The organism is Streptomyces sp. MS19 (assembly GCF_047200595.1).
Classification (GTDB): domain Bacteria; phylum Actinomycetota; class Actinomycetes; order Streptomycetales; family Streptomycetaceae; genus Streptomyces.
The window spans coordinates 1-21,121 of record NZ_JBJZOH010000037.1; the positions used below are offsets into that span (position 1 = coordinate 1).

The window sequence follows — 21,121 nt, forward strand, 5'->3', positions numbered from 1 at the left end:
AATCGCCATCGTCCTGTCCGTCGCCTTCGTCTGCGGCACCCTCGTCTTCAGCGACACGCTCGACCGGACCTTCGACCGGTTCTTCGCGTCCACGACCCCCGACGTCACCGTGGGCCCGGCCGACGACGGGCACGGGCAGGACACCGGCCGCGCGCGTACGGTCCCCGGCTCGCTCGCCGAGCGGGTGCGCGGGATCGACGGGGTGGCCGGCGCGGAGGGCGTCGTGTCCGTCACGGACGTCACCGTCGTGGACGGCGACGGTGAGGACGTCACCGGGGACAGCGGCGCGCCCACGCGGGCCGGTGACTGGGGCCCGGCCGTCCGGCGGTCGATGGAACTGGTGGCGGGCCGCGAGCCGGACGGGCCGCGTGAGGCGCTGCTCGACGCGGACACGGCGGAGCGGCGCGGCATCGCGGTCGGCGACCCGTTGCGGATCGTCGCCGCGCCCGGCTCGTCCGACGTGACGGTGAGCGGGATCGCCCGGTTCACCACGGCCAACCCGGGGGTGTCGGTCGTGCTGCTCGCCCCGGGCGCGGCCCGTGAGCTCCTGCTCGGCGCGGCGGACGCGGTGAGCGAGGTGCACGTCACGGCGGCGGACGGCGTGGCGGACGCGGAGCTGGCGCGGCGGGTCGGTGAGGCGCTGGGGGCGGGCGCGTTCGAGGTGCGGACGGCGGCGGAGGTGGAGGACGATCTGGTGGCGGAGGTGGGCTCCCTGGAGTACGTGCGGTACGGGATGCTCGGGTTCGCCGGTCTGGCCGTGCTGGTGGGGATCTTCCTGATCGTCAACACGTTCTCGATGCTCGTCGCGCAGCGCACCCGCGAGATCGGCCTGCTCCGGGCCCTCGGGGCGGGCCGCCGCCAGATCAACAGGTCCGTGCTCACCGAGGCGCTGCTCCTCGGCATCGTCGGCTCGGCGGTGGGTGTCGGGGCGGGGATCGGGCTCGCCGCGCTCCTGCTGCGGCTGTTGTCGGCGGCGGGTGTGGAGGTGGACCTGTCGCAGCTGACGGTCTCGGCGGTGACGCCGGTGACGGGCATGGTGACCGGGGTGCTGACGACCGTGGTGGCCGCGTGGCTCCCGGCGCGGCGCGCGTCCCGTGTCAGCCCGATGGCGGCGCTGCGGGAGGCGGCGTCGGCGGGGCGGGAACGGGCGGGCCGGGTGCGGGGCGTGCTGGGAATGCTGCTGTGCGGGCTCGGCGGGGTGGCGCTGGCCGCTGCGGTGGGTGCGGAGGACACGGCGGACGGGGGGATGTACCTGGCGGGCGGTGTGCTGCTGACGCTGGTGGGTGCCGTGGTCGTCGGTCCGTTGCTCGCGGGGGTGGTGGTGCGGGGGGTGGGCGCGGTGGTGCTGCGGCTGTTCGGTCCTGTGGGGCGGATGGCCGGGCGTAACGCGGTGCGCAACCCGCGGCGTACGGGTGCGACGGCCGCCGCGCTGATGATCGGCCTGGCGCTGGTCGGTGCGCTGTCGGTGATCGGCTCGTCCGTCGTCGCGTCGGCGTCGGAGCAGCTGGACCGGTCGGTGGGCGCGGACTTCATCCTGGACACGGCGACGGAGCAGCACTTCACGCCGGAGGTCGAGGCCGCGGTGGAGGGCGTTCCCGAGGTGGCGCGGGTGACGCATGTGTCGACGGTGTCGGTGGGGATCACCACGCCGGACGGTGCGGAGACGGCGGACGAGGTCGTGGCGGCCGATCCGTCGTACGCGGAGGACATGCGCGCGGAGACGGTGGCGGGGGAACTGGCCGACGCGTACGGGCGGGACGCGATGTCGGTGGGTGAGGCGTTCGCGGAGGAGCACGGCGTGCGTGTGGGGGACGAGCTGTCGGTGCGGTTCGTCGGCGGGGACACGGTGGCGCTGCGGGTGGCGGCGATCACGTCGCGGGACACGCTGCTCGACGCGTCGGCGAAGTACGTCTCGCTGGACACGGCGCGCGCGCACCTGCCGGCGGATCTGGTGCCGCTCAGTTCGGTGCTGTTCGTGTCGGCGGTGGACGGGCAGGAGGAGGCGGCGCACGCGGCACTGCGCGCGGCACTGGCGCCGTTCCCCCAGTTCAGCGTGCGCAACCAGGCGGACTACAAGGAACTGCTCCAGGATTCGATCGGGCAGATGCTGAACCTGGTGTACGCCCTGCTGGGGCTGGCGATCGTCGTGGCGGTCCTCGGCGTCGTGAACACGCTGACGCTGTCGGTCGTGGAGCGGACGCGGGAGATCGGGCTGATGCGGGCCGTGGGGCTGTCGCGGCGGCAGCTGCGGCGGATGGTGCGGCTTGAGTCGGTGGTGATCGCGCTGTTCGGCGCGCTGCTCGGCCTGGGGATCGGGCTCACCTGGGGCGTGGTGGCGCAGCGGGTGCTGGCGCCGCAGGGCTTCGGGGTGCTGGAGGTCCCGTGGGTGACGATCGGCGCGGTCTTCGCGGGCTCGGCGGTGGTGGGTCTCGCGGCGGCGCTGCTGCCCGCGTTCCGGGCGGGGCGGATGAACGTGCTGCGGGCGGTCGCGGCCGACTGACGCGCGGCCCCCGCCACGGGCCCGTTCACCCGTACGGGGGACGGGCCCGTGGCGCGCGCGGGGTCAGCGCTGCCCGCCGCCGAGGGCGCGGCTGCGGTCGTGGGCGGCTTCGAGCGCGGCGATGAGCGCGGCCCGTACGCCGTGGTTCTCCAGCTCGCGGATGGCGCTGATCGTCGTGCCGCCGGGCGAGGTGACGGCCTCGCGCAGCCGTACGGGGTGCTCGCCGCTGTCGCGGAGCATCACGGAGGCGCCGACGGCGGACTGGACGATCAGGGCGTGCGCCTTGTCGCGGGGCAGGCCGAGGAGGATGCCGGCGTCGATCATCGCCTCGACGAGGAAGTAGAAGTACGCGGGCCCGGAGCCGGACAGGGCGGTGGCGGCGTCCTGCTGGTGCTCGGGCAGGCGCATCGTCCGGCCGACGCTGCCGAAGATGTCCTCGGCCCAGGCGAGGTGCTCGGCGGTGGCGTGGGCGCCGCCGGAGATGACGGACATGGCCTCGTCCACCAGCGCCGGGGTGTTGGGCATGACGCGGACGACCGGGGTGCCGGCGGGCAGCCGGTCCTCGATGAACGCGGTGGTGACGCCCGCCGCGGCCGAGATGACGAGGCGGTCGGGCGGCAGGCCGGGGGCCAGTTCGTCCAGGAGGGCCGCCATGTCCTGCGGCTTCACGGCGAGGATCAGGATGCCGGCGCTCTTGGCGGCCGCGGCGGTGTCGGTGGTCTCGACGCCGTAGCGCTCGCGCAGGGCGGCGGCGCGTTCGGGGCGGCGGGTGGTGGCGAGGAGGTCCGCGGGAGTGCGGCCCGACCTGAGCAGGCCGCCGAGCAGGGCCTCGCCGATCTTGCCCGTGCCGAGGATGGCGATCTGCGGCGGTGCGGAGGGGCTTGTGGAAGAGGGCGTGGGGCTGCTCATGGCGTCATCCTCGCACCGACGCGGCCCCGGTTCCGGCGGCGTCCGCCTTGTGGGCGGCGACGGTGAGGCGTACGACGTAGCGCTCGGTGACCTGGCCGTCGGGGAACGCATCGGCGGCGGCGCGGCGTTCGGCGTCCAGCAGCGCGGCGGCTGCGGGGCCGGCGACGGTGAAGTAGGAGTGGGAGGCCAGATTCGCGAGGTGGGCGTCGATGGTGACGGTGCGCTGCCAGGGGACCTCGCGCGTGGAGACGGTGACGGGGAGTCCCAGGTCACGGATGACGTCCTGGGCGCGGCGGCTCATGTCGTGGCCGTGGTAGTGCGGGAGGCCCCGGCGTACGCGGTCCTCCTGGGCGGTGGCCCACGGGTCGGCGGGGTCGGAGATGTTCCACCACAGGGCGAGGGCGCCGGTGGGGCGCAGCACGCGGAGGGCTTCGGGGACGGAACGGGCGGGGTCGGTCCAGTGCCACGCCTGGGCGTAGGTGACGAGGTCGAACGAGGCGGGGGCGAACGGCAGCCGGTTGCCGTCCGCGCGGACCAGCGGGACGCCGGGGAGCGCGGCGCGGAACTGCGCGGCCATGCCGGGCCCCGGCTCGGCTGCCGTGACGCGGGCCCCGCGCCCGTGCAGCGGGCGGGTGCCGAGGCCGGTGCCCGCGCCGATGTCGAGGACGTCGGCGCCGGCCAGGGGGCGGCCGGTGAGCAGTTCGACGGCGTCGTAGAGCGCGGGCGGGTAGGTGGGGCGTGCGGCGGCGTAGTCGGCCGCGATGGTGTCGAAGGACGTGGCGTACGGGCGCAGGTCGTCCGGGAGGCCGGAGGCGGGGCGGGGTTCGGGGCGGGGCATGCCGGCCATTCTCCGGCAGGCACCGCGGCCGGTCGGGCGGTCGGGCGGTCGGGCGGTCGGGCGGTCAGTCGAGCTCGCGCATCATCCGTTCCATGGAGGAGACGGACTTGCGGGTCTCGGCCAGCTCGTCGGTGTAGCGGCGGAGGATCTCGGTGTTGTCCTCAAGCAGCTCCGCGTACTTGGCGGCGAGGCGGTGGTAGTCGTCCTCGCGGCGACCGCCGACGCGGGCGCGCCAGGCGGCGGAGACCTGCCAGACGATGACGATGAGCAGGACGAAGACGCCTATGGAACCGGCGGCGGCGGCCCATGTGCCCGCCGGGTCGCCGGCCAGGGTCACCATCGAGTCGTTCGCGGGGGTCATGCTCTTCTCGCTTTCCTGGCGGACGTGCCGGATGTCCCGGGCGTGCCGGGTGACGCGTCGCCGTCCGGCCGGGGGGCCGGGTCCTCTGGGGGAGCGGTCGGGGTGGGGAGGGTGAGGGTGCGCGCCGCCTCCGCGAGGGTGGCGGGCGTCAGTTCGTAGACGAACGGCGTGACTTCGAAGTACTTCATCGCCTTGCCGTCCGCGCCGGTCTCCGTCGTTCCGGTGACGAGTCCGGCGGCCTCCAGGCGCTGGAGGTGCATGTGGAGCAGCGGGCGGCCGATGCCGATCTCGCGGGCGAGGCGGCTGACGTAGTTCCGCCGCTCGGCGAGGGCGGCCAGGATGCGCATGCGGTGCGGGTTGTTCAGGGCGGCCAGGACGGCGAGCAGCTGGTTCCCGGTGGGCGCGGCGTCGGGCTCGTGTGCGGGGCGGACCTGCCCGTCGCCTCCGCCGCCCATGCCGTCCCGTCCCCTCTGCCCGCGCGTCCCGGTCGGTGTCGCGTGCCGTCGCGTCCGGCGGCGGCACAGCAGAAGGCTCGCAGGCGCGGCGGTGACCCGTCAATGTTTTCTGACAGGTGTCGGGGTAGGTTCCGGGACGCCTCGGGGTTTCCCCTGAGGAACGTCAGCGGCGCTTGCGGCGCTTGGGGTTGCCGGACCTGCGCACGGTGCGGCGGCGGTGGCGTTCGAGCGCGGCCTCGTGGTCCCGCCGCAGCAGCTTCTCGCCCGGCGCCTCGACGGTGCTGCGCAGCGCGTACGCCAGCAGCAGGCCGACGAAGCCGACGATCTTGATGCTGCGGAACGCCGACTCGTCCGTGGCGTTCGCGGGCCGGGGGCGCACGTAGCCGGTCCACGCGCGGGTGAACGCGATGGCGGTGCACAGCACCAGCGCCAGGATCACCAGGGAGCGCAGCCAGGACGCGGTGTCCGTGCCGGTCAGGGCCAGGACGCACAGCCACAGCAGGAGCAGGCCGAGCAGCGTCAGCACGGTCGCGGCGAGCGTCAGCAGGACGCGGCGCAGGGCGTAGCCGCCGGAGTGGTCGACCCACGTCGTGCCGTAGAACCGGATCGGGTCGGGCGCCGGCTGCCGGTCGGCGTCGGGAGCGGGGGGCCGCGCAGACTTGGACATGCGGTCGATTATGTCGGCACCGTGCGGGGCGCCCGCACCCCAGTACGCTGTCCCCCGCAACGCGGCATACCGGGGGGAGTTGCCATGACGGACGACCGGGGCAGCCGGGGTACAGCGCCGGAGCGCCTGGGCGAGTATGTGTTGGAACGGCGCCTGGGCAGCGGCGGCATGGGGGTGGTGCATCTCGCGCGCACGGTCGGCGGGCGGGCGCTGGCCGTGAAGGTGGTCAGGCCGGAGTACGCGCGCGACCCGGGTTTCCGGGCGCGTTTCCGCCGGGAGGTGGAGGCGGCGCGGCGGGTCAGCGGCGCGTTCACGGCGCCGGTGGTGGACGCGGACCCGGACGGCGACCCGCCGTGGCTGGCCACCCTGTACGTGCCGGGCGGCTCGCTGACGGACCGGATCGACAGGGACGGTCCCCTGTCGCCCGCCGAGGCGGCGCGGCTGGGGGCGCAGCTCGCGGAGGCACTGCGGGACATCCACCGCTGCGGCCTGGTCCACCGGGACCTCAAGCCGGGGAACGTGCTGCTGGCCGAGGACGGCGTGCGGCTGATCGACTTCGGCATCTCGCGGGCGCTGAGCGACAGTCACCGGCTGACAGAGGACGGGGCGGTGCTCGGCTCGCCGCCGTTCATGGCGCCGGAGCAGCTCACCGGGGGCGCCGAGGTGACGGCGGCGGCGGACGTGTTCGCGCTGGGCGCGGTGGTGGCGTACGCGGTGACGGGCCGCAGTCCGTTCGAGTCGGGCGGGGACCTGCTGGCGGCGGCGTACCGCGTGGTGCACGAGGAGCCGGACGTGGACGACGTGCCGGACGCGCTGCTCGACCTGGTGACGCGCTGCCTGGCCAAGGACCCGGCGCGGCGGCCGGACGTGCCGGAGCTGCTGCGCATGGCGGTGGCGGCGGACAGCCGGGAGCGTGCGGCGCCTGGCGGGCCCGCGTACTGGCCGGAACCGGCGGGCGGGCAGCAGCGCGTCCCGGTGCCGCTGCCGGACACGGCGCCCGGGGTGCCCGCGCGGCGCCGCAGGCGCTGGACGGCGGCGGTGGCGGCGGGCGCGGTGCTCGCGGTGGCGGGCGTCGGGGTGTGGCTGGCGGAGCCGTGGGGTGACGGGGGGAACGGCGGGGGCGGGACGGTCGCGGGTGAGGGCGAGGGGCCGTCGGGGTCGGCGTCGGCGGAGTTCCGGCCCTGGGAGAAGGACCTGCGGGATTTCGGCGTGCTCGACGCCGCCACGGGCGGCTTCTCCTGCGACGACGCCGCGTCCCGGCTGCTGTGCACCACCGGCGGTGAGCTGTCCGTCGTGCTCGACAAGAACGGCGAGGAGCGTTTCCGGCACCACGGGCCGCGCGACGCGCTGCTCGGCCCGGCCGGCATCCCGGGCGAGGACGGCGCGGTCTACACCCGTTCGGACAAGGGCCTGGTCGCGCTCGACGCGGAGGGCGCGGAGCTGTGGGAGATCGACGCGCCGCAGCTGATGGGCACCCTCCACGACCTCGGCGGCGTCCTCGCCCTCCAGAACGGCGACAGCACCCTGCGCTTCTACCGGACGGCGGACCGCGGGCAGGCCGGTCTGTGGGAGGCCCCGGGCCGCTATGTCACCGGCACCGCGGCGCACGGCGACCGGCTGCTCGTGGAGACGCGGGACGACGCGTCGGGCGGCGACCCGCAGCTGATGCTGCTCGACGCGACGGGGCAGGAGGTCTGGCCGCTGCCGGTGGCGCCGCCGCCCGAGGCGGCCGGGATGCTGGACCTGATCGGCATGGACGGCGCGACGGCGTACTTCCAGGAGCACGACCCTGAGGTGCCGGTCATCACGGCCGTCCTGGCGCTCGACGTGGGCGTCGGCGGCGGCTGGACGCGTACGGAGCTGCCGTACCCGTCCGAGCCGCGCGGCGTGCTGGGGGACGGCGTGGTGTACGTGTCGTCGATGAACGGGCAGGTCACGGCGGTGGACCCGGTGGCGGGCGAGGTGCTGTGGGACGTGGACACCGGGGTGCGGACGCCGTCGGCGCCCGCCGTGGAGGACGGGTCGCTGTACCTGTCGGACGCGGAGGGGCGGCTGTACCGGGTGGACGCGGCGGACGGCTCGGTCGCCTGGCGCGGGGAACCGCACCCCGGGTCGCCGGGCCTGGGCAGCGACGGCTGGGCGCCGGCCCCTGTGGTGACGGACGAGGGCGTGGCGTACGTGGTGACGCTGGGCAACACCTTGTACGCGACGCCGGTCGGCTGACGGTGGGCACCGCCCCGCTACGATCGTCGGCCATGATCGCGGAAGAGCCCACTGGGGCACGGCAGTTCCTCGACACCCTCGCCAGGCTGTGGGGCGAGGAGGACGACGAGTGGCGCTTCGAGGCGGTGGCGGACGGGTCGGCGCTGGTGGCGCGCACCGTCGTCGAGTACCGGTCGGCCCCGGACGCCCGGCTGGTGGCGCTCGTCGACGCGCGGGCGCTCGACGCGACGGTCACCGTGGACGACGTCGCGCGGGTCGCGGACCTCGCCGCCCGCGTGGGCGCCGCGCCGCTGGAGAAGGGCAAGCCCGCGGCGTTCGTCTGCACGCGCCGCGTGCCGTCGGCGGAGGCGGTCCAGGCTGCCTGCCTGCGGGGCGTGCGGATTCTGAGCGTGCGCGAGCTGGAAGGGGGCCGCTGGGGCTACGACCGCTCCGTGCTGTCGTCCCAGGAGTTCACGCAGCCGCGGGACGCCGCCGCGATCGGCGAGGACCGGTGGTCGTCCGTGCACGCCGATGCCGACCGCGCGGTGTTCCGTGACGCGCGAGGGGTCGCGTTCTCGTCGTTCGAGGGCCTGCGCGCCGTGCTGGAGTGGGAGGAGGAGACCGAGGTCTCCCCTGGGGGCGGCGCGTGGGGCCGGCGGCGGTTCGGGATGCCCGCCGGGACGTCGATGACGCTCCCCGGCCATCCGCCCGTGCCCGTCAGCGGCGTGACCCTGGCCTTCCACCGGGAGACCCGCGAGCTCCGCGCCACCCGGGAGGAGGGCGCCTTCCGCGAACGGCTGTCCGCCTGGCTGTGGGGCTGAAACGCCCGCAGGACGGCGGAGCGCCCGCGTACCCCCGGGGGGGCGCGGGCGCTCCGGTGCGTACGGCGTACCGGGTGTCAGCCCTCCAGCAGCGTCACGTCACGGACGGCGCCCTTGTCGGCGCTGGTCGCCATCGCCGCGTACGCCCGCAGCGCCAGGGAGACCTTGCGGTCGCGGGACTCCGGCGCGTACCGGCCGCCGAGTGCCTCGCGGCGCGCGGCCAGCTCCTCCTCGGGGACCAGCAGCTCCATGCGCCGGCTGGGGATGTCGATGCGGATCGGGTCGCCGTCGCGGACCAGCGCGATGGTGCCCCCGGCCGCCGCCTCGGGCGAGGCGTGGCCGATGGACAGGCCGGAGGTGCCGCCGGAGAAGCGGCCGTCCGTCACCAGCGCGCACTTCTTGCCGAGGCCGCGGCCCTTGAGGAACGACGTGGGGTGCAGCATCTCCTGCATGCCGGGGCCGCCGCGCGGGCCCTCGTAGCGGATGACGATGACGTCGCCCTCCTTCACGCGCTTGGTGAGGATGGCGTCCACCGCGTCCTCCTGCGAGTCCACGACGAGGGCCGGGCCCTCGAAGAGCCAGATCGACTCGTCCACGCCCGCGGTCTTCACGACCGCGCCGTCCTCGGCGAGGTTGCCGTACAGGACGGCGAGGCCGCCCTCGGCGGAGTAGGCGTGGGCCATGTCGCGGATGCAGCCGTTCGCCGCGTCGGTGTCCAGGGTGTCCCAGCGCTCGGACTGGGAGAACGCGCTGGCCGAGCGGACGCAGCCGGGCGCGGCGTGGAACAGCTCGACCGCCTCGGGCGAGGGGGAGCCGCCGCGGATGTCCCAGGTCTTCAGCCAGTCGGCCAGGGAGTCGCTGTGGACGGTGTGGACGTCCTCGTTCAGCAGCCCGCCCCGGTACATCTCGCCCAGGATCGCGGGGATACCGCCGGCGCGGTGGACGTCCTCCATGTAGTACGAGCCGTTGGGCGCGACCTTGGAGAGGCAGGGCACGCGGCGCGACAGGGCGTCGATGTCCTGGAGGCCGAAGTCCAGTCCGGCCTCCTGGGCGGCGGCCAGCAGGTGGAGGATCGTGTTGGTGGAGCCGCCCATGGCGATGTCGAGGGCCATGGCGTTCTCGAACGCGGCGCGGGAGCCGACGGCGCGGGGCAGGACGGTCGTGTCGTCCTCGTCGTAGAAGCGCCTGGCCAGCTCGACCACGGTGCGCCCGGCGTCCTCGTACAGGGCGCGGCGGGCGGTGTGGGTGGCGAGGACCGAGCCGTTGCCGGGCAGGGAGAGGCCGATGGCCTCGGTGAGGCAGTTCATCGAGTTGGCGGTGAACATGCCGGAACAGGACCCGCAGGTGGGGCAGGCGTTGTTCTCGATGCGCAGCAGGTCCTCGTCGGAGACCTTCTCGTCGGCGGCGTCGGCGATGGCGTTGATCAGGTCGAGCTTGCGGACGGTGCCGTCCACCAGCGTGGCCGTGCCGGACTCCATGGGGCCGCCGGACACGAAGACCGTCGGGATGTCGAGGCGCATCGCCGCCATCAGCATGCCGGGGGTGATCTTGTCGCAGTTGGAGATGCAGATCAGCGCGTCCGCGCAGTGCGCCTCCACCATGTACTCGACGGAGTCGGCGATCAGGTCGCGGGAGGGCAGCGAGTAGAGCATGCCGCCGTGGCCCATCGCGATGCCGTCGTCCACGGCGATGGTGTTGAACTCGCGGGGCACGCCGCCCGCCGCCTTGATCGCCTCGGACACGATCCGGCCGACCGGCTGGAGGTGCGTGTGGCCGGGCACGAACTCGGTGAAGCTGTTGGCGACCGCGATGATCGGCTTGCCGAAGTCCTCACGCGCTACGCCGGCGGCCTGGAGCAGGGCGCGGGCGCCTGCCGCGTTGCGGCCGTGGGTGACGGTGCGGGACCTCAGTGTCGCCATGGTGATCTGCTCTCCTCACGAGGCTGTGCGGCTACCCGGTCGAGGCTACGCCTTGCGCCCGCGTTCCGGGACCGCGATATCGCGATACGAGACGTGCGGCCCGTCACGCCGGGGCGTCCCCCGTGGGGTCAGGAGGTCGGGGTCAGGAGGTCGGGTCCGGTACCGGGTCGGCCGGGTGCGGGGCGAGCAGCGGCAGGAGGCGGGCGCCGGGCGGGGTCGCGGCCTGGGCGGCGAGCCGGGCCTCGCACATCTGGGCGAGGACGTCGTAGCCCTCCTTGCCCATCATCTCGACCAGTTCCGGACGGTACGTGACGTACAGCGGCTCGCTCGCCGTGTGCGCGGCGGGGGCGCCGGTGCACCACCAGTGCAGGTCGTGGCCGCCGCCGCCCCAGCCCCTGCGGTCGTACTCGCCGATGGACACGTGCAGGACCTGCTCGCCGTCCGGGAGGTCCACCCAGTCGTACGTGCGGCGCACGGGGAGCTGCCAGCACACGTCGGGCTTGGTCTCCAGGGGCTGGCGGCCCTCGGCGAGCGCCAGGGTGTGCAGCGCGCAGCCCTCGCCGCCGGGGAATCCGGGGCGGTTGAGGAAGATGCAGGCGCCCTCGAAGCGGCGGGTGCGCAGCTCGCCGTCCTCGTCGGGCTCGGTCCAGCCGTCGGGGCCCTTGGCCTCGTCGTGGAACTGCCAGGTCTCCGGGGTGAGGCGCTCGGCATGCCCGGCGACGCGGCGTTCGTCGTCCTCGTCGGAGAAGTGCGCGCCGAGGGAGCAGCAGCCGTCGCCGGCGCGGCCCGCCTGGATGCCCTGGCAGCCGCGGCCGAAGACGCAGTTCCAGCGGGACGTGAGCCAGGTGAGGTCGCAGCGGAACACCTGCTCGGCGTCGGCGGGGTCGGGGAACTCGACCCACGCCCTGGCGTGGTCGAGCGCGACCTCCTCGCCCGCCGCGCGCCGCCGCGCGCCGTCGAGCTGCTTGTGCGCCTTGCCCGGCTTCGCCCTCTTCGTCTTCGCCACACGGCCAGAGTAGTGGGGCGGTAGCGTTGACCGTCATGAGACTCGGTGTTCTCGACGTCGGTTCGAACACAGTTCACCTGCTGGTGGTGGACGCGCACCCAGGGGCGCGTCCCCTGCCCGCGTACTCCCACAAGACCGAGCTGCGGCTCGCCGAACTGCTTGACGGACACGGCGCGATCGGCCCGGACGGGGTGGACCGGCTGGTGGCCACGGTGCGCGAGGCCCTCGTGGTTGCGGAGGACCAGGGCGTGGCGGACCTGCTGCCGTTCGCCACCTCGGCGGTGCGGGAGGCGGCCAACGCGGACGAGGTGCTGCGGCGGGTGGTCCTGGAGACGGGCGTCGATCTGCGGGTGGTGTCCGGTCCCGACGAGGCGCGGCTGACGTTCCTGGCGGCGCGGCGGTGGCTGGGCTGGTCGTCGGGGCGGCTGCTGATGTTCGACATCGGCGGCGGGTCCCTGGAGATCGCCTTCGGGGTGGACGAGGAGCCGGACGCGGCGGTGTCGCTGCCGCTGGGCGCGGGGCGGCTGACGGCGGCGCGGCTGCCGGGCGATCCGCCGGACCCGGCGGACGTACGGGCGCTGCGGCGGGACGTGCGGTCGCAGGTCGCGGACGTGGTGCGGGACTTCACGCGGCTGGGGCGTCCCGACCGGGTGGTGGGGACGTCGAAGACGTTCAAGCAGCTCGCGCGGATGGCGGGCGCGGCGCGGTCGGCCGACGGGCTGTACGTGCGGCGGGAGCTGAGCCGTTCCGACCTGCGGACGTGGCAGCAGAAGCTGGCGGGGATGCCGGTGCGGGAACGACTGCTGCTGCCGGGGGTGTCGGAGGGGCGTGCGCGTCAGCTGCTGGCGGGGGCGCTGGTCGCGGAGGCGGCGATGGACCTGTTCGGGGTGGAGGTGCTTGAGGTCTGCCCGTGGGCGCTGCGGGAGGGCGTGATCCTGCGGCAGCTGGACGGGATGCGGTCGGCCTGACGCGGCGGGTGCGCGTCAGGCCGGGAGGGGCGCGCGCGGGTCAGGCGGTGCGGCGGCGCAAGGTCGCGGCGCCCAGGCCGAGCAGTCCGATGGCGTAGGCGGCGACGATGACGATGTCACGCCAGTAGTCACCGGTCAGGTCGGTGTGGCGCAGCACCTGCTCCATGCCGTCCACCGAGTAGGACATCGGCAGGACGTTGGAGGCGTACTCCAGCACGGGCTGCATGGTGTCGCGGGGTGCGAAGAGGCCGCACAGCAGGATCTGCGGGAAGATCATGGCGGGCATGAACTGCACAGCCTGGAACTCCGATGCGGCGAAGGCGGAGACGAACAGGCCCAGTGCCGTGCCCAGCAGCGCGTTGAGCAGGGCGACGAGCAGCAGGAACCACGGTGAGCCCGCGACGTCCAGGTCCAGGAACCACAGGGCGACGCCGGTGGCGACCCCCGCCTGCACGACGGCGAACGCGCCGAACGCCAGCGCGTAACCGGCGATCAGGTCGCCCTTGCCCAGCGGCATGGTCAGCAGCCGCTCCAGCGTGCCGGAGGTGCGTTCGCGCAGGGTGGCGATGGACGTCACCAGGAACATCGTGACCATCGGGAAGATGCCGAGCAGGGAACTGCCGATGCGGTCGAAGGCGGCGCGGTCGGCGTCGAAGACGTAGAAGAGGATCACCAGCAGCAGCACCGGGACCAGGATCAGCAGCGCGATGGTGCGGGGGTCGTGGCGCAGCTGGCGCAGGACGCGGTGGGCAGTGGCGAGCGTACGGGCGGCGTTCATCGGGCGTCGTTCCCCTCTGCGGTGTCGTCGGCGTCCTCCGCGTCGGCGACGAGGCGCAGGAACGCGTCCTCCACCGTTCCGGCGCCGGTGCGCTCGCGCAGTTCCGCCGGGCTGCCCTCGGCGAGCAGGCGGCCCTCGCGCAGCAGCAGGAGCCGGTCGCAGCGGTCGGCCTCGTCCATCACGTGCGACGAGATGAGCAACGTCGCCCCGCGCTCGGCGGCGAGGCGGTGGAAGAGGTCCCACAGGCTGCGGCGCAGCACGGGATCGAGGCCGACGGTCGGCTCGTCCAGGACCAGCAGGTCCGGGGTGCCGAGCAGCGCGACGGCGAGGGAGACACGGGAGCGCTGGCCGCCGGAGAGCACGCCGGTGAGGGCGTCGGTGTGGCGGGTGAGGTCCACGTCCGCGAGCGTCCGCTCCACGCGGTCGCGCCGCTCGGGGCGCGGGATGCCCAGCACGGCGGCGTAGTAGTCGAGGTTCTGGCGGACGGTGAGGTCGCGGTAGACGGACGGCGCCTGGGTGACGTAGCCGATGCGGTGGCGCAGGGCCGGGGCGCCGGCCGGGCTGCCGAGGACGGTCAGCTCGCCCGTGACCTTGGCCTGGGCGCCGACGACGGCGCGCATCAGCGTCGTCTTCCCGCAGCCGGAGGGGCCGAGGAGCCCGGTGACGGTCCCGGCGGTGACGGCGAAGTCGATCCCTTTGAGCACCCGCGCGGTGCCGCGGCGCACGGCGAGGCCGCGGGCACGGACGGCGGGCCCGTCCGGCGCTCCGCCCGTCGGCTGTTTATTCATCATGCGTTTAATTAATCACCCTGAGCGGCCGCCGTCAAGCCGCCGGACGCCCGCTCCCGGCCGGACCGCCGCACGGCCCCGTACGCTTGGCGGCGTGGTCCCACAGGTACGCGTCCCGGCCGCGAAGGTCGCGCTCTCCACCGCCTCGGTGTATCCGGAGAACACCGAGGCGGCGTTCGAGATAGCCGGGCGGCTCGGCTACGACGGGGTCGAGGTCATGGTCTGGACCGACCCGGTGAGCCAGGACGTCGAGGCGCTGCGGCGCCTGTCCGACCTGCACGGCGTCCCCATCCTGGCCGTGCACGCCCCCTGCCTGCTGGTCACCCAGCGCGTGTGGACCACCGACCCGTGGCGGAAGCTCACGACGGCGCGCGCCGCGGCCGAACGGCTCGGCGCCTCCACCGTGGTCGTGCACCCGCCGTTCCGCTGGCAGCGCTCGTACGTCCGGGACTTCGTCACCGGCATGCACCGCATCGCGGAGGAGACGGACATCACGTTCGCCGTCGAGAACATGTATCCCTGGCGCTACCGCGACCGCGAACTCCAGGCCTACGCCCCCGGCTGGGACCCCACGGACGACGACTTCCCCACCTACACCCTCGACCTGTCCCACACCGCCACCTCGCGCTCCGACGCGCTGGCCATGGCGGCCCGGATGGGCGACCGCCTCGGGCACGTCCACATCGCCGACGGCACCGGCTCCGGCAAGGACGAACACCTGGTGCCGGGGCGCGGCTCGCAGCCGTGCGCGGAACTGCTCGAAGGCCTGGCCACCGCCGGGTACGGCGGCCATGTCGTCGCCGAGATCAACACCCGGCGCGCCGCCTCGTCCGCGCAGCGCGAGGCGGACCTCGCGGAGGCGCTGGCGTTCATCCGGCTGCACCTCGCCGCCCCGGCGGGCAGCGTCCCGCGCGAGACACGGCCGTGACCGCACCGGCGGGCGGCACGCCGGGCGGGGAGCGGCGGCGCGGCCCCGGCAGGCCGCCGCGCAGCCGCGACGGGGACGAGGCGCCCGGGACGCGGGAACGCATCCTGACGTCGGCGCGCGCCGAGTTCGGCGAGCGGGGGTACGACCGGGCGTCGATCCGCGCCATCGCGCGCGGCGCGGAGGTCAACCCGGCGCTCGTGCACCACTACTTCGGCACCAAGGAAGGCGTCTTCGCCGCCGCCGTGGCCGCCGCCGCGCGGCCCGCGGCACAGGCGCTGCCGGACGGGGCGGGCTTCCCCGCGGCGGAGTTCGGGGTGCGCTTCACGCGGCTGTTCTTCGGGATCTGGGAGGACGAGGCGACGCGGACGCCGCTGCTCGCGGTGGTGCGTTCCGCGCTGGACAACGAGGCAGCCGCCCGCATCTTCCAGCGTTTCGTGCGCGACGAACTGCTGTCCCGGGTGGCCGGGGGGCTGGACGCGCCGGACGCCGAGATGCGCGCCGAGCTGGCGGCCGGGCAGCTGATCGGCGTGGTGCTGATGCGGTACGCGCTGCGGATCGAGCCGCTGGCGAGCGCGGACGCCGGAGAGCTGGTCGCGCGGCTGGCGCCCGTGGTGCAGCACCACCTCACCGGCACCCCCGGCACGATGCCCGCCTGACGCGTACCGGCCGCGGCAGCATCCGGCGGCCTGCCGGGCCGGGGGCCCGCAGCTCCACTCCGTCCACCACCGGGAACGGCCCGCGCTCCGCCGGCGGACCGGACGCGTCCGCAGCCGTCCAGGCCGACGAGGTGGCGTCCGTCGTCGCGCACCGGGACAGACGGGGCGGACGGCGCCGGCTCGTCCCCGCGGAGGGTGAGACGGCGCCCGGCGGTGGCAGGGCGCGCGCCGACGCCCGTGGCCTCGCGGGTCAGACGGGATCGGGCTCCGGGTCGGGGGACGCCGTGCCGGTCGGGGTGGGCTCCGCCGGTTCCTCCGGTTCGGTGGGCTGCGGCTGGCTCGGGGAGGGGCCCGGCTCCGGGGCGCCGCCGCCCTCGACCGTGATGACCGCGGCGGCCGGTTCCACCGTGATGCGCCCGCGCCACGGCCCGGCCGGTTCACGCGCGGGATCGACCGTCACCTCGACGACCTCGCTCTCTCCCGGCCGCAGCGTCCCCGACGTGCGGCTCGGCAACAGCCAGTCGGCGTCGGAGGTGAGGGTCCACGTGACCGGCTCGCCGCCCGACGCGGTGAGCGTGATGCGCGTGCCCTCTCCCGTGGGGGCGGCCTCCGCGGTGATCCGCCCGGGGTCCGCGTCGCCCTCCCCCGGCGTCCCCTCACTGTCCGCCGCGTCCTGGCCGGTGTCCGGCTCGGCCGACGGATCGTCACCGTCCTGCGCCGTCGCCCTGTCGTCACCGCCCGTACGGTCACGCCCGTCGCCCGCCGCACCGTCCTCCACCGTGCCCCCGCCGCCGACGCCGCCGTACCGCAACTCCCCACCGCCACCTGCCCCGGCGAGCACGCCGTCCTGCGCCGTCGCCGCCGCGTCCTCGCCCCGCGCCCGTTCCTCCGCCGGCGCGCCCCCCTCGTACGCCGCCCACAGCGCCAGCACCGGCGCGGCCACCACGGCGGCGACGACCGTGGTCGTCAGGGCACGTCCGCGCAGCTTCTCGCGGCGCGCGGCGCGCTCCTTCTCGTCCACGGGGAAACCGGCGCGGTCATAGCGCGGCGTGTGCTGGGCGCGCGCCCTGCGGATCGCCAGGCGGGCCGCCTCGACCGCCGCGCGCGGGGCGGGCAGGACGACGAGCCGCGTCTGCGCGGCGGGCCTGCCGCCCGGCCAGGAGACGGCGGCCATGGCGCGCTGGGCCACGAGGCGGCAGGCGGGGCAGTCGTCCACGTGCCGGATCAGTTCGCGGCGCATGCCGGAGCCGAGGAGGAGCCCCCGGTCGTCACCGGCGAGGGCGGCGGTGGCCGGGCAGCCCGCCGACTCCAGGGCGGCGAGGGCGGCGCGGGTGCGTTCGACCTCGCGGGCGCCGGTGGTGACGAGGGTGTGCGCGGCGCTCTCGGACAGGCGCAGGACGCGGGCGACGTCCCGCACGGGCAGCTGGTGGCGGACGGCCAGTTCCAGCGCCTCGTGCTGCGGCTGGGTCGTCCCGGCGGCCTCCGGCCAGGAGAGCGCGGCGAGTTCGCGGCGGCGGCGCCTGGCCTCGGTGTCGTCGCCCACGACGTGGGGGGCTTCCGGGCGGGTGTCGGCCGTGGTGCCGCGGCGGGTGGAGAGGCGGCGGAGGCAGGACCAGCGTGCGAGCGCGTAGAGCCAGGGCCGCAGGAGGGCGGGCGCGGTGGGGCGGCGGCCGCGTCCGTCCTGCCGCTCGGCCAGGGCGAGGGCCTCGCCGAGTGCGGCGGTCGCGGCGTCGTGCTCGCCCAGGATGGACAGGCAGTACGTGAACAGTCCGTCGAGGTGCGCGTCGTCGTACGCCGTGCCGGGCGGGGCGGGGACCGGCTCCGGTGCGCCGGGGCCGGTGGGGTCGGCTGGGGCGGTGGGGTCGGTGCGGGGTGTCGTGTGCGGCGCCCGGTCGCGGCTGCTGGTCCTCACCCGGCGACCGTAGGCGCCCGGCGGGGGCGGGACGGGCCCTGAGCGGGGAGGTTCCCTCAAACGGGTGACTGCCTGGGCCGGTACGGACGGCGGGGCTGTCAGTGGGCGGCTGTAGCGTTCCGGTCATGGCTCGTAAAGCTGATCGTCCCGCCTACCGGTGCACGGAATGCGGCTGGTCCACCGCGAAGTGGCTCGGCCGCTGCCCCGAGTGCCACGCGTGGGGCACGGTCGAGGAGGTCGGCGCGGCACCGGCCGTGCGGACGGCCGCCGTGACCCGCGTGGCCACGCCCGCCGTGCCGATCGGCCAGGTGAGCGGCCTCCAGATGGCGGCGCGCAGCACGGGGGTGCCCGAGCTGGACCGGGTGCTCGGCGGCGGTCTCGTGCCGGGGGCGGTGGTGCTGCTCGCGGGCGAGCCGGGCGTGGGGAAGTCCACGCTGCTGCTGGACGTGGCGGCCAAGGCGGCGTCGGCGGACCACCGGACGCTGTATGTGACGGGCGAGGAGTCGGCCGGCCAGGTGCGGATGCGGGCGGACCGCATCGGGGCGCTGCACGACCACCTCTACCTCGCGGCCGAGACGGACCTCGGCTCGGTCCTCGGGCAGTTGGACGCGGTGAAGCCGGGGCTGCTGATCCTCGACTCGGTGCAGACCATCGCCTCGGCGGAGGTGGACGGGGCTCCCGGCGGCATGGCGCAGGTGCGCGAGGTGGCGGGGGCGGTGATCCGGGCGTCGAAGGAGCGCGGCATGTCCACGCTGCTCGTCGGGCACGTCACGAAGGACGGCGCGATCGCGGGCCCGCGGCTGCTGGAGCACCTGGTGGACGTGGTGCTGAACTTCGAGGGTGACCGGCACGCGCGGCTGCGGCTGGTGCGCGGCGTGAAGAACCGGTACGGCGCGACCGACGAGGTCGGCTGCTTCGAGCTGCACGACAGGGGCATCACCTCGCTCGCCGACCCGTCGGGGCTCTTCCTGACGCGGCGCGACGAGCCGGTCCCCGGCACGTGCCTGACCGTGACGCTTGAGGGGCGCCGCCCGCTGGTCGCCGAGGTGCAGTCGCTGACCGTGGCCAGCCAGATCCCGTCACCGCGCCGTACGACGTCGGGTCTGGAGACGTCCCGGGTGTCGATGATGCTGGCGGTGCTGGAGCAGCGGGGGCAGATCTCGGCGCTGGGGAAGAACGACATCTACACGGCGACGGTCGGCGGCGTCCGCCTGTCGGAGCCCGCCGCCGACCTGGCGGTGGCGCTGGCGCTGGCCAGCGCGGCGAGCGACACCCCGCTGCCGAAGAACCTGGTGGCGATCGGCGAGGTGGGGCTCGCGGGCGAGGTGCGGCGGGTGACGGGCGTGCAGCGGCGGCTGGCGGAGGCGTCGCGGCTCGGTTTCACGCACGCGCTGGTCCCGGCGGACTCGGGGGAACGGCCGCCGGGGATGCGGGTCCTGGAGGTCGCCGACATAGGGGAGGCCCTGCGCGTACTGCCCGGCGGCAGGGAGCGGCGGAGGGCGGAGTCCGGCGGGCGCGAGGAGGCGCGCCGGTAGACTCGTGCGCACTAAGCGCAGATTCGTCCCCCGGAGGAACGCATGGCAGCCAGCGACCGGCCGGCGAGCACCGGCAGGCCGGGTGGTGCCCCCGGGGGTGACACCCCGTTGCGCGCGGCGCTGAGCGCGGTGGCGCCCGGCACCCCGCTGCGGGACGGTCTGGAGCGCATCCTGCGGGGCAACACGGGCGGGCTGATCGTGCTGGGCATCGACCGCACGGTCGAGTCCCTGTGTACGGGCGGCTTCGTGCTGGACGTCGAGTTCACGGCGACGCGGCTGCGCGAGCTGTGCAAGCTGGACGGCGCGGTCGTCGTGGACCGGGACATCTCCCGCATCGTGCGGGCGGGCGTGCAGCTGGTGCCCGACCCGAGCATCCCCACGGAGGAGACGGGCACGCGGCACCGCACGGCGCAGCGGGTGTCCATCCAGACGGGCTTCCCCGTCGTCTCGGTCAGCCAGTCGATGCGGCTGGTGGCGCTCTACCTGGACGGCCAGCGCCGCGTGCTGGAGGACTCGGGCGCGATCCTGTCCCGGGCCAACCAGGCGCTCGCCACGCTGGAGCGGTACAAGCTGCGGCTCGACGAGGTGACGGGCACCCTGTCCGCGCTGGAGATCGAGGACCTGGTGACGGTCCGCGACGTCGCGGCGGTCGCGCAGCGCCTGGAGATGGTCCGCCGGATCGCGGCCGAGATCGCCGAGTACGTCGTGGAACTGGGCACGGACGGCAGGCTGCTGTCGCTCCAGCTGGACGAGCTGATCGCGGGCGTCGAGCCGGAACGGCAGCTGCTCGTCCGCGACTACCTCCCCGACGGGGGCGGCAAGCGGTCCAGGAAGGTCGGCACGGCGCTGGCCGAGCTGGACTCGCTCGACCGCGTCGAGCTGCTGGAGCTGGCGGCGGTCGGCCGCGTGCTGGGCGCGGGCTCGGCGCCGGAGGCGCTGGACGCGGCGGTCTCGCCGCGCGGCTTCCGGCTGCTGGCGAAGATCCCCCGGCTCCCCGGCCTGGTGATCGACCGGCTGGTGGACCACTTCGGGACGCTCCAGAAGCTGCTGGCCGCGAGCGTGGACGACCTCCAGGCGGTGGACGGCGTCGGCGAGACGCGCGCCCGCTCCGTACGCGAGGGCCTGTCCCGCCTGGCGGAGTCGTCCATCCTGGAACGCTACGTCTGACGCGCACGGGTGCGCGCCGACGCTCACGGCGTTCGCCCGGAACGCGTCGTCACCCGCCCCGCCAGGACATCGGGCGGAGCCGCGCCGGCCGTCATCCGCCGCCCGGTCGGTGCCCGGCGCCGACGGCGGCCGGGTGACGCCGAGCCGCCGTCCGTCGGCACGGCATCGGGAAGAGGGCTGTGCGGGCGCGCGTGAGGGAGCTCCCGCCGACCGTGCGCCCAGGGCGCCGGGTTCCCCTGCGACGCCCGCCGGGGCCGGTGTCAGGGCTTGCCGGGGCGTTCCCTGGGGCCGCCCTGGAGTGCCGCCGGGTGCCGCAGTGTCATGCCGGGCACCGGGGACATGCCGAGCCGGTCGTAGTACGGCTGGAGAGGCGCGTCGCACAGCAGGTCCACCGAGTAGAACCGCTCGCTGCCCTCCAGCACACGCCGCATCAGCTCCGTGCCGATGCCGCGCCCCTGCCAGGCGGGCAGCACTTCGAGCCACGGGATCGAGGCCGTCAGCACGCCGTCGCTGATCATGGTGACGAAGCCGACCACGCGGCCCGCCGCCCGGTCGACGGCGACCACCGCCCGGTAGCTGCCGCGCAGCACCGCCAGGTGCTGGGCCGGGGAGGCGGCGCGCGGCCACCCCTGGAAGAAGCCGGCGAGCATGTCCTCGGCGACCTCGGTCATGTCGTCGGTGTAGCGGAGCACGTCCCTACCGCTTCCCTCC

At 75.1% G+C, this 21,121-nt stretch carries 19 protein-coding genes; 8 read left to right on the forward strand and 11 right to left on the reverse strand.

All coding sequences use genetic code 11. The annotated features are described in order from the left end of the window. The coding region (locus ACL02R_RS24860; protein WP_412799193.1) for an FtsX-like permease family protein at positions 1-2,500 on the forward strand (2,500 nt) is incomplete at its 5' end. A 63-nt stretch (positions 2,501-2,563) separates the two neighbouring features. On the opposite strand, the gene proC is transcribed toward ACL02R_RS24860, so the two are convergent. The 5 genes from proC to ACL02R_RS24885 all read right to left on the reverse strand — a co-directional run bounded on the left by proC (position 2,564) and on the right by ACL02R_RS24885 (position 5,730). Next, positions 2,564-3,409: a pyrroline-5-carboxylate reductase gene (proC, locus tag ACL02R_RS24865; protein ID WP_412799194.1), complete on the reverse strand. Its 846-nt coding sequence runs from the start codon at positions 3,407-3,409 to the stop codon at positions 2,564-2,566. A 4-nt stretch (positions 3,410-3,413) separates the two neighbouring features. Beyond that, positions 3,414-4,247, reverse strand: coding sequence for a class I SAM-dependent methyltransferase (locus ACL02R_RS24870; protein WP_412799195.1), 834 nt, complete (start codon positions 4,245-4,247; stop codon positions 3,414-3,416). Positions 4,248-4,311: 64 nt separating this feature from the next. Further along, entirely contained in the window at positions 4,312-4,608 is a 297-nt protein-coding gene (locus ACL02R_RS24875) for a hypothetical protein (protein WP_412799196.1), read from the reverse strand. Beyond that, positions 4,605-5,063, reverse strand: coding sequence for an ArsR/SmtB family transcription factor (locus ACL02R_RS24880; protein WP_412799197.1), 459 nt, complete (start codon positions 5,061-5,063; stop codon positions 4,605-4,607). The genes ACL02R_RS24875 and ACL02R_RS24880 overlap by 4 nt, the downstream gene beginning before the upstream one ends. 163 nt (positions 5,064-5,226) lie before the next feature. Next, entirely contained in the window at positions 5,227-5,730 is a 504-nt protein-coding gene (locus tag ACL02R_RS24885; RefSeq protein WP_412799198.1) for a hypothetical protein, read from the reverse strand. 84 nt (positions 5,731-5,814) lie between these two features. Here ACL02R_RS24885 and ACL02R_RS24890 point away from each other — a divergent pair, with 84 nt between their 5' ends. Both ACL02R_RS24890 and ACL02R_RS24895 read left to right on the forward strand, forming a co-directional pair. Next, on the forward strand, positions 5,815-7,953 hold the full coding sequence (locus tag ACL02R_RS24890) for a protein kinase domain-containing protein (RefSeq protein WP_412799199.1): 2,139 nt from the start codon (positions 5,815-5,817) through the stop codon (positions 7,951-7,953). Between the two features lie 32 nt (positions 7,954-7,985). Then, positions 7,986-8,753, forward strand: a complete 768-nt coding sequence (locus ACL02R_RS24895; RefSeq protein WP_412799200.1) for a hypothetical protein — start codon at positions 7,986-7,988, stop codon at positions 8,751-8,753. 77 nt (positions 8,754-8,830) lie between these two features. Here ACL02R_RS24895 and ilvD read toward each other — a convergent pair whose 3' ends face one another. Both ilvD and ACL02R_RS24905 read right to left on the reverse strand, forming a co-directional pair. Next, positions 8,831-10,672: a dihydroxy-acid dehydratase gene (gene ilvD, locus ACL02R_RS24900; RefSeq protein WP_412799201.1), complete on the reverse strand. Its 1,842-nt coding sequence runs from the start codon at positions 10,670-10,672 to the stop codon at positions 8,831-8,833. A gap of 142 nt (positions 10,673-10,814) precedes the next feature. Then, the gene (locus ACL02R_RS24905; protein ID WP_412799202.1) at positions 10,815-11,678 is read right to left on the reverse strand and encodes a hypothetical protein; all 864 of its coding nucleotides are present in this window, start codon (positions 11,676-11,678) and stop codon (positions 10,815-10,817) included. A 35-nt stretch (positions 11,679-11,713) separates the two neighbouring features. Here ACL02R_RS24905 and ACL02R_RS24910 point away from each other — a divergent pair, with 35 nt between their 5' ends. Beyond that, positions 11,714-12,646 carry a Ppx/GppA family phosphatase gene (locus ACL02R_RS24910; protein WP_412799203.1) on the forward strand — a complete coding sequence of 311 codons (933 nt, stop codon included), beginning with the start codon at positions 11,714-11,716 and terminating at the stop codon, positions 12,644-12,646. A gap of 40 nt (positions 12,647-12,686) precedes the next feature. Here the strand turns inward: ACL02R_RS24910 and ACL02R_RS24915 are convergent, their stop codons facing one another. Together ACL02R_RS24915 and ACL02R_RS24920 are read right to left on the reverse strand one after the other, a co-directional pair. Further along, positions 12,687-13,424, reverse strand: coding sequence for an ABC transporter permease (locus ACL02R_RS24915; protein ID WP_412799204.1), 738 nt, complete (start codon positions 13,422-13,424; stop codon positions 12,687-12,689). Further along, complete coding sequence (locus tag ACL02R_RS24920) at positions 13,421-14,215, reverse strand: ABC transporter ATP-binding protein (RefSeq protein ID WP_412799205.1); 795 nt, start codon at positions 14,213-14,215, stop codon at positions 13,421-13,423. Before ACL02R_RS24920 ends, ACL02R_RS24915 begins: the two co-directional genes overlap by 4 nt. Before the next feature lie 91 nt (positions 14,216-14,306). Here ACL02R_RS24920 and ACL02R_RS24925 point away from each other — a divergent pair, with 91 nt between their 5' ends. Beyond that, positions 14,307-15,140, forward strand: a complete 834-nt coding sequence (locus ACL02R_RS24925; RefSeq protein WP_412799206.1) for a sugar phosphate isomerase/epimerase family protein — start codon at positions 14,307-14,309, stop codon at positions 15,138-15,140. Continuing rightward, positions 15,137-15,796, forward strand: coding sequence for a TetR family transcriptional regulator (locus ACL02R_RS24930; RefSeq protein WP_412799207.1), 660 nt, complete (start codon positions 15,137-15,139; stop codon positions 15,794-15,796). The genes ACL02R_RS24925 and ACL02R_RS24930 overlap by 4 nt, the downstream gene beginning before the upstream one ends. Before the next feature lie 250 nt (positions 15,797-16,046). Here ACL02R_RS24930 and ACL02R_RS24935 read toward each other — a convergent pair whose 3' ends face one another. Beyond that, positions 16,047-17,708: a BACON domain-containing protein gene (locus ACL02R_RS24935; protein ID WP_412799208.1), complete on the reverse strand. Its 1,662-nt coding sequence runs from the start codon at positions 17,706-17,708 to the stop codon at positions 16,047-16,049. 125 nt (positions 17,709-17,833) lie between these two features. Here ACL02R_RS24935 and radA point away from each other — a divergent pair, with 125 nt between their 5' ends. Continuing rightward, complete coding sequence (radA, locus tag ACL02R_RS24940) at positions 17,834-19,243, forward strand: DNA repair protein RadA (RefSeq protein WP_412799209.1); 1,410 nt, start codon at positions 17,834-17,836, stop codon at positions 19,241-19,243. A 42-nt stretch (positions 19,244-19,285) separates the two neighbouring features. Next, positions 19,286-20,410: a DNA integrity scanning diadenylate cyclase DisA gene (gene disA / locus ACL02R_RS24945; protein ID WP_412799210.1), complete on the forward strand. Its 1,125-nt coding sequence runs from the start codon at positions 19,286-19,288 to the stop codon at positions 20,408-20,410. 260 nt (positions 20,411-20,670) lie between these two features. Here disA and ACL02R_RS24950 read toward each other — a convergent pair whose 3' ends face one another. Next, positions 20,671-21,102, reverse strand: coding sequence for a GNAT family N-acetyltransferase (locus tag ACL02R_RS24950; protein ID WP_412799211.1), 432 nt, complete (start codon positions 21,100-21,102; stop codon positions 20,671-20,673). Positions 21,103-21,121 lie beyond the last annotated feature (19 nt).